The following is a 6,567-nucleotide window of genomic DNA, read 5'->3' as shown; positions in this document are numbered from 1 at the left end:
TCTAAAAGACTGCGCACACTATCGATGCGCTCTGCTGGATAGGTGGCCTTGAAACGGCAGAGCATACTGTCCATTGCCATACGCCGTGCATGGTAATGCTCGATATCTTTATCGTTCCATTCCAGTATTGTTTCACCCAATAGAGAAAATTTTATCATTTGAATATTGATATTGTTTATTTCTTTTCGGAGCTCGTCTATTTTTTTATTGCCAAGTTCTAATGCTTCTATCTCCTGCCATTCATAGAGGCTATTATATGCCATACATCCGATAAGAATGGAGATAAGTATATATCCCAACCGTATTGCCTTATAGAAATTTCCTGACCGCTCCATTATTTTGATGACATTGATTTTTGGAACATGAATAAAAGTTTATCTTTTTCGTTCATGCGGATATTATCAGAATAACCGCCTTTTGTTATTTGATACCCGCATGGCTTAACCATAAAAATGCCTAAGCCCTTAGTGTATGAACTTACTTCTGATGCATAGTCTTTACTTGTATTTAATGGAACTTTCCCTTTAATATGACACCACTCATTATTGCAACTGATGTCTTCAATCTCAGACATCATTTTTTGCAAATCTGTAATAGCTTTGGAACTTGCCGCTTGGGGTATCTGCAACTCAAAATAGAGCATCGGTTCGAGAATGTCCACACCTGACTGTTGCAAGGCCAGCCTGAAGACATAAGGGGTCAGCTGTCTGAAATCAGCAGGTGTACTTACCGGGCTATAATACTCGGCTTGAGTAAAAGTTACTTTCAGATCAGTCACTTCCCATCCATGTAACCCGGATTGGCAAGACATACGAATCCCTTCAAAAACGGCATTTTGAAAAGAATGGTTCAGATAACCATAGGAGATGTCACTTTCGATTTGCAACCCTGTCCCTAACGGTAAGGGTTCAAGAGTCAGCCCTATTGTGGCCCAATAAGGGTTGGGCGGCACTTCGATCTGAATAATCTTATTGACCTTTTTTACAGGTCGTTCTTTGTATATAGTCTTGATCTCATCAAAATGGACCTTTACGGAAAATCGTTCTTCCAGCAATGTCTGTATGATTTCCTTTTGGGTTAAACCATATAACGAGATTTCCAATTCATCACTATATGAGTTTATGGAAAAGGACAAAGACGGGTCTTCAATCCACAATGTATTCAGAGCGGATATCACCTTGCTTCTCTCTTCGGGCTTATTTGGCCGGACGGAGGATTTGAGAGCGGGATGCTGATGAGATAATCCTTGAATCAAACAAGGTTTAGCACCTAAATAATCTCCGATTCGAAAATCTTCTATATCTTCTACAATCGCGATATCATTGGCACCCACTTCATCAACATTTATCTCTCTGCCCTGATAAATAGTCTTTAGATTTTTAATCTTGATGAATTTTTCCGAATCGTTGATTCTTACAACGTCTCGAAGTCTCAGACTTCCGTCAATTATTTTAAGAAAACTTCTTTTATGCCCTTTGGGGTCATGCTCTATCTTATAGAGATAAGCTGAAAGTCTGTTTGAGACTGATGCCGGAGGAAGTATAAAAGAAGAAATGGCGTCCAACAACTCATTGATACCGATATTGAACATTGCTGATCCATGTAGCACCGGATAGACTTTGGCTTTTGCCACAAGAGCGATTATCGTATTCCAATAATCAGCCGGTGAAATTTCGCTATCCGCCAAATATCGTTCTAATATATCGTCGTCATGGTTGCATACAAATTCTTTGTATTCTTCCTTTATATATGTTTGGGAGCAAACCGGATAAACCGATCCATCGACAACAGTTTGCATAAACAGGACATCTTGCGACAGATTTGTTTTTATATCCATATACAAACGCTCCAAATTCACACCGGCACGGTCAATCTTATTGATAAATATAATTGTCGGGATTTGCAGCTTTTGTAAAGTACTGAACAGCAACTTTGTCTGCGCTTGTATGCCTTCCTTTGCGGATAAGATGAGGACTGCTCCATCAAGCATTTTGAATGTCCGCTCCACTTCCGCAATAAAATCCATGTGTCCCGGAGTGTCAATGATATTGCATTTCACTCCATTCCAGATAATAGATGTCGTAGAAGCCCGGACAGTAATTCCTCTACGTTTCTCTATATCCATAGAGTCCGTTATGGTGTCACCATTATCCACACAGCCGCACTTTTCCGTTGCTCCACTGGCAAACAGCAGATTCTCGGTTACGGAAGTTTTTCCTGCATCAATGTGAGCAAGAATTCCTAAATTTATAATATTCATTTGGATTAAGCAATAATATACTACAATAGATGCATTGTCGAAACGCACCTTTTAATACCTCCTCGTAGCATATGAGAACTACAGGATTCCTAACTCGTATTAATATGTATATTATTACTGCCGCATAACGATTACAAAATTACACAAAAAAATATATCTAACAAAAGTAGGAGGATTTTTTAACTTTTTACCATAGACATTTTATTAGGGAAACGTAGGTTCAACTGGTAAGTACAAATAAGTAGAAATGTTTGAACAACACTGTTTTAGGAAGTTGAAAAATCAAGTTTCTCTCTCGGTATAGCGTTTATTTTGGCCAATATCTTCTTTAGTTTGGCATTTGAGTATTTCCCATTCGTGTTCTATTTAGCTCCTTATTATGAGTATGTAGCAAGTTGCTTATCAAATTCAGCCTCTTTGAGGGTCAAATATGGTTTTGCAAATGGTGACTGACAAGACATAAACAAGGTCAGCAGGATTTTTTACATAAATGGACATGAATGTATATAACCTAAAATAAGAATAAATTTTAATAAGGGCTGCCCAAAAAGAAAAAAATGCAGTTGCCATCCTACAGATACTTGCAGAAAGGATAAAATTTACTTTTAGACCTTTTGGGATAGCCCTTATTAATACTTCAGATAAAATTCCTAAGGTTATATTTTCAATCCTTTGAACCGGGTTTCCTCCTTGGCATACAGTCCCGGACGCCCGATTATGACATGGTTGGCAACGATACTATCCGCCGGACTGCGTATCTGCGGCGGTGCATTTTCGGGATATTGCGCCTGCCTGTTCCTCACATCTTCCGCTTCCGGCTTGACCTGTTGCCCTTCTTTCTCCTTTTCGGCGACTTCGGGCGTGGGCGGCGCAAGTTCCAGCTGTATTTTTCGGTCAAGGGCGGCAAGTTCGGATTTCAGCTGCTTCAGCTCGTCCTCCTTCTTCCACACCTTGCCCGCTATCTCCTGCAACTGCGGTATCTCCCTCTCCAGCACCTCGTTCTTCGCCTTGTACTGGTCGATAATGGAGGGTATCCTCTCCATCGCGTTCAGGAAGTTTCGGGCGGCAGCCATCGGATCAGCCATTGCCAGATGTCCGTTGTTATAGGTGTACTTGTAGTTCCCCTCTACCACGAAGCGGTTGTCGGTAAACTCCAATCCCTCTTTGAGTATCCTCTCGCTCACCACCTTTATCGGAAAACCGTACAGTTCTCCGACCTGTGTGTAAAGCCCGCCCGTAGTGGCGTTTTTCGCTATCTCCTGCAAACGCTTTCCGATAACCTTCTCATCGGCGGAATCCACACCGTCCACCTTTATTATATTAAGGCGGTTGCCCTCCCTGTCGGTCTGCGCCACCGAAAGGAAGCGGTTCCAGTCCTCCGTCATGGCATCTATGAAAGCCGTGTTGTTACGCAACTCGCCCGTCTTCGACTCTAACTTGAACTCCGAATCACGCTTGCCCTTGTTAAACGACTTGCGTTCCCCTTCGAGCGAGGCGATGCGCTTTTCAAGTTTCGCCTTGTCCAGCAGGTCGGTGTTGCCGGATAGCAACGCCATATATTCCGAAAAGTTCATGCCCGATTTCTCGTCCACTGCCCCCTCGTCGATGGTACGCGCCCCCATAGCACCGCTTTTGAGCTGGCTGATGAAAGTCTGCTTGCAGTGCAGGAGGTTGAACTTGTAGCTGTCCAGTGACTTCTCCACCGCGTAGATGATTACGTCCACGTTGTTCCCGGCGAAATGCTTGGCAATTTCGTTTCCGGCTCTAACTCCGCGTCCGTCACGCTGTTGCAGGTCGGACGGTCGCCACGGCGTATCGAGATGATGAATTGCCACACACCTTTTCTGTGCGTTCACACCCGTTCCGAGCATGGAGGTGGAGCCGAACAGAACACGCACCGTTCCGGCATTCATGGCGTCTATCACCGCCTTCCGAGCCTTGTCGGTCTTGCACTCCTGAATGAAGCGCACCTCGCTTGGCGGTATGCCGTAATCCTCCGTCAGCTTGCGCTTGATTTCCGAATAGACGTTCCACCCGTCGCCCGGCTGATATGTCCCCAAGTCCGAGAAAACGAACTGCGTGCCTTTCTGCGCGTCGTATTTTTGGTAATACTCCGCGATCATCTTGGCACAGTGGCTCGCCTTGTTATCGGGGTGGTCTTCATAATGCGGGTCTATCATGCGCATGTCGAGTGCCATCTTGCGGGCGTAGTCGGTGGCGATAAGCATCTTCGCCTTTTCCTCCGTTTCCGAAAGCGGCAGCCTGCCCAGAAGTGTGGCATCGCCAGTCTTGGCGAACTGCATCAGCTTCTGTATGAAGTCCTCCTGCTCCGGCGTGGGCGGTATGTGGTGCAGTATCTCATTCTTGTTGGGACGATCTACGCCCACGTCCTCTGCCGTGCGGTAGTCCGTGATTTCATTATAGAAGGCGGCAAGTTCCGGCACCTTGATGAAGTAGCGGAAACGCTCCTTTTGAACCACGTTGTTCGTCACGTTAAATTCAAAATCCGTCGTCTTCTTGGCGAATATCGCCGCCCAAGCGTCGAAACATCGGATGTCCTGCCGTTCCAGCTCCTTCGGACGCAAATACTTGAACAGCAGATACAACTCCGTCAGCGAGTTGCTGATGGTAGTACCCGAAAGGAAGGTCGCTCCCAAGTCTCTGCCCGTGCGCTCCTGTATGGTGCGTATGGCAAAGAGCATGTTCAGTGCCTTCTGGCTTCCCTCGCTGTTGCCCAGTCCCGCCACACGGTCATGGCGCGTGTTGAACGTCAGATTTTTGAACTGGTGGCTCTCATCTATGAAGATGTGGTCGATGCCCATCTGCTTGAAATCCACCACGTCGTCCGTGCGTGACTTTATGGCATGTTCCACCTTCTCCAGCTTCGCTTCAAGGTTGTGTTTGCGCTTCTCCAGACCTTTCAGCATAGCCCGCGACACGTTCTTTCCCTGCTGCCGCAGCACTTCGAGGTTTTCCTCCACCGTGTCAAGCTCCGCTTGCAGGATGCGCTGCTGCAACTCCGGCGACTGCGGTATCTTGCCGAACTGGTCGTGCGACATGATGACACAATCGTAGTCGTTGTTCTTTATATTATTGAAGAAGCGCACACGGTTGGCGGTCGAAAAGTCCTTCTCCGAAGCGTACAGAATACGTGCGTTGGGATATGCCGCCTGATAGGTGGCGGCAATCTCCGCAACGTTGGCTTTCAGCCCGATAATCATCGGCTTATGTGCCAATTTCAGACGCTTCATCTCATGCGCGGCGATGCACATTATCAGCGTCTTGCCGGTTCCCACCTCGTGGTCGCAAATTCCGCCGCCGTTCTGTTTCAGCATCCAGACGCAATCCATCTGCGAGGGATAGACGCTCTTGATACCCCGGCTTGCCAAGCCTTTCAGATTGAGGTCGGGGAAGGTCTGGTGCGAGCCGTCATACTTCGGGCGCACGAAACAGTTGAACTTGCGGTTATACATTGTCGTCAGCCGTTCCTTGAACTGCGGCGACTGTTCTTCGAGCCATTCGGAGAAACCGTTGCGGATTTCATCAATCTTGGCGTTGGCGAGCTGTATGCCCTCGCTGTCGCGCACCTTGATGTCGTTGCCATGCTCGTCCTTGCCGATGGACTTCATCATGTCGGGGCAGGTGTTGTGCAGGGCGTGTTTCAAGAGGTGCATACCGTCATAGTTCCGGTAATACCCCTTTACCAGAAACTCGTCCGTGATTTTCATGGTGCGGTAGCCGCACGCAACCGAAAACTCGTCCATGCTTGCGGAATAGGCGATTTTCACCTCCGTGTCGAACAGCCGGCTCATGTAGGCGGCATAGACACCCGTCGGAATCCAGCGTTCCCCGAAATTGAAGTCCAGATCCTCGAAGGCGATGCGCTGCGGCTCGGCATCTTTCAGAGCCTCCAACGCCTGCTTCACCTCCGGCATACGCTCATTTTCGGGATTGTCACCCATCCATGCCTCTTGGCTTCGGCCACCCTTTTTTTATGCCCTTTCGAGGATTATTCTTGCGTACACGCAGTTCTCTTACTCCCACCACCCCATTAAGGTATTCACTGTTCCTTGACCTTCACTTGCTCAAGCGCACTCAGGCGGCAGAACAGCTCATGCGGTTCTCTCTCTCACCCATCGCCATGACTCCAGGTTCGTTCCCTTCCCTCATTGTAAACCCGTATGACACACCATCCCTGCTGCCTGGGGTACAACAGCTGCGCTGTTGCACTCCGTCATCTGGGATGGCGTGTCTTCTTTTGACTAAGGTAAGGCAGAGCCTTGGCTGTAGTCCTTGCGTACACGCAG

Annotated in this window: 1 protein-coding gene and 2 pseudogenes; all 3 read right to left on the bottom strand. The window is 47.3% G+C overall.

Features of this window, described 5'->3' with window-relative positions:
* A pseudogene (locus tag CLIN57ABFB40_RS19815) lies at window positions 1–335 on the bottom strand (hypothetical protein); the annotation flags it as partial.
* A complete protein-coding gene (gene tet(Q) / locus CLIN57ABFB40_RS19810; RefSeq protein WP_175631610.1) occupies window positions 335–2,260 on the bottom strand; it encodes a tetracycline resistance ribosomal protection protein Tet(Q) in 1,926 nt (641 codons plus the stop codon). The pseudogene CLIN57ABFB40_RS19815 and the gene tet(Q), both read right to left, overlap by 1 nt.
* Window positions 2,261–2,916: 656 nt before the next feature.
* Window positions 2,917–6,231, bottom strand: a pseudogene (locus CLIN57ABFB40_RS19805) (helicase-related protein); the annotation flags it as partial.
* Window positions 6,232–6,567 lie beyond the last annotated feature (336 nt).

This window comes from Bacteroides acidifaciens, assembly GCF_903181435.1.
Classification (GTDB): Bacteria; Bacteroidota; Bacteroidia; order Bacteroidales; family Bacteroidaceae; genus Bacteroides.
The sequence above is the reverse complement of the archived record's forward strand: the minus strand, read 5'-3'. Positions and strand labels throughout refer to the sequence as shown.